The sequence below is a fragment of the Actinomycetota bacterium genome (genome assembly GCA_030776725.1).
In the GTDB taxonomy this organism is placed as follows: Bacteria; Actinomycetota; Nitriliruptoria; order Nitriliruptorales; family JAHWKO01; genus JAHWKW01.
In genome coordinates this window covers 1-2262 of record JALYHG010000093.1, presented here as the reverse complement: position 1 = coordinate 2262, position 2262 = coordinate 1, and the positions used below count along the sequence as shown (strand labels likewise).

The 2262-nt window shown below is 68.1% G+C and carries 3 protein-coding genes; all 3 read right to left on the bottom strand.

The window, feature by feature from the left end; translation table 11 throughout:
- Window positions 1–410, bottom strand: a 410-nt coding sequence (locus M3N57_04245; GenBank protein MDP9021907.1) for an acetate--CoA ligase family protein, incomplete at its 3' end; no start/stop codon positions are given.
- 3 nt (window positions 411–413) lie between these two features.
- Entirely contained in the window at window positions 414–1661 is a 1248-nt protein-coding gene (gene frc / locus M3N57_04240) for a formyl-CoA transferase (protein MDP9021906.1), read from the bottom strand.
- Window positions 1662–1674: 13 nt separating this feature from the next.
- The coding region (locus tag M3N57_04235; GenBank protein ID MDP9021905.1) for a thiamine pyrophosphate-dependent enzyme at window positions 1675–2262 on the bottom strand (588 nt) is incomplete at its 5' end.

Genomic DNA, 2262 nt, shown 5'->3' with positions numbered 1-2262 from the left:
GGGTCGGTGGTGGCCCCGATGATGACCTCCTGGCCGCCGCCCAGCATCTGCTGGACCTGCACGCCGGTGATGGTCGCCGAGCCGTCGTACGCCTTGGCGCTCGCGACGATCTTGTCGAACGCGTCCCGCGCCGCGGCCGCGCCCTCGATGCCGACAAGGACACCGCCCGCCTCGGTCTTGTGCAGGATGTCGGGCGACACGATCTTGCAGGCGACCGGTCCGCCGATGTCCTCGGCCAGGGTCGCCGCCTCGTCGGCGGTGGTGGCGAGGCCCTCGCGCGGCGACGGGATGCCGTAGGCGTCCGCGATCCGCTTGCCCTCCGGGGCGGTCAGCGCCTCGCGTCCCTCGGCCTTGACCTTGTCCAGCACCTCCCGGACGGCGGTCTTGTCGATGCTGCCTGTTACTGGCATACCTCAGATCACTCCATTCGCCTTGAGCTCAGCGAACTGGTCACTCGACAGGCCTAGTTCGCGCACGTAGATGTCCTCGTTGTGCTCACCGAGCAGCGGCGAGCGTCCGATCTCGACCGGGGAGCCGGACAGCTTGATGGGGCAGCCGACGGTCGCGTACTCGCCGCGCTCGGGGTGATCCACCCGCACGACCATCTGGTTCTCCGCCAGCGACGAGTCCTCGATGATCTCCTTGGTGGACAGGATCGGCCCGCACGGGATGTTGTGTTCGTTCAGCTTGGCGAGCACGTCCCACTTGCCGTGGTTGATGCTCCACTCCTCGATGAGCTGGAACACCTTGTCGAGCTTGTCCAGCCGGGCCTCCGGCGTGCTCCACTCCGGGTCGTCGGCCAGCTCGGGCCTGCCGATCAGCTTGGTGATCGGCTCCCAGCCGACCGGCTGCACGATGACGTAGATGTAGTCGTTCGGCCCGCCTGGCGCGCACCGGACGGCCCAGCCGGGCTGGCCGCCGCCGGACGCGTTGCCCGAACGCGGCACGGTGTCCCCGAACTCGTCGTTGGGGTACTCCCGCAGCGGGCCGTGGGACAGCCGCTGCTGGTCGCGCAGCTTCACCCGGCACAGGTTCAGCACCGCGTGCTGCATCGCGACGGTGACCCGCTGGCCCCGTCCGGTGCGGGTGCGCTGGTACAGGGCGGCGAGGATGCCTGCGACGGTGTGGATGCCGGTGCCGGAGTCACCGATCTGCGCGCCGGTGGCCAGCGGCGGCCCGTCCTCGAACCCGGTCGTGCTCATCGACCCACCCATCGCCTGGGCGACGACCTCGTAGGCCTTGAAGTGGGTGTAGGGGCCTTCGCCGAAGCCCTTGATCGACGCGTAGATCAGCCCTGGGTTGATCTCCTGCAGCCGGTCCCAGGTGAAGCCCATCCTGTCGACCGCGCCGGGGCCGAAGTTCTCGGCGAGGACGTCGAACCGAGGCAGCAGCTCGGTGAACAGCCGCTTGCCCTCTTCGCTCTTCATGTTGAGGGTGATGCTGCGCTTGTTGCCGTTCAGCATCGTGAAGTACAGGCTGTCCGCATCGGACACGTCGCGCAGCTGCTTGCGCGTGATGTCTCCCGTCGTCGCCTCGAGCTTCACCACGTCCGCGCCGAGCCACGCCAGGATCTGCGTGCACGACGGTCCTGATTGGACGTGGGTCATGTCGAGGACACGGACGCCTTCGAGAGCCTTGCCGGGGTCTGCTGTGTCTGCCATTCCGGTCGTCCCCTCACTTGTACATGGTCTGGTTCATGGTTCCCGGGGCGTAGACCTCCGGGTCGACCCACACGTTGATGAGCGACGGCTTGCCCGACTCGCGGGCCCGCTCCAGCGCCGGCCGGATCTCGGCGGGGTCGGAGACGTCCTCGCCGTATCCCCCGAGCAGCCGGGCGAACTCGCCGTAGCGCACGTGGCCGAGGGTGTTGCCGATGCGGCCCCGGTCGTCGCCGTACTTGGCGGCCTGGCCGTAGCGGATCTGGTTCATCGAGGAGTTGTTGCCCACGATGCCGATGAACGGCAGGTTGAACCGCACCAGCGTCTCGAAGTCCCAGCCGGTCAGGCTGAACGCGCCGTCACCGAAGAGGCACACGACCTCCTTCTCGGGGCGGGCGTACTTGGCGGCCATCACGAACGGCACGCCGACGCCGAGTGTCCCGAGTGGACCAGGGTCCATCCAGTGGCCAGGCGACTTCGGCTGCACCACCTGGCCGGAGAACGTGACGATGTCGCCGCCGTCGCCGATGTAGAGCGAGTCGGGGGTGAGGAACTCGTTGATCTCGTGCACCAGCCGGTACGGGTCGATCGGTGACGCGTCGGA

Excerpts from the sequence above, each read along its gene's own strand:
- frc (MDP9021906.1), bottom strand. The coding sequence starts at position 1,661 with ATGGCAGACACAGCAGACCCCGGCAAGGCTCTCGAAGGCGTCCGTGTC.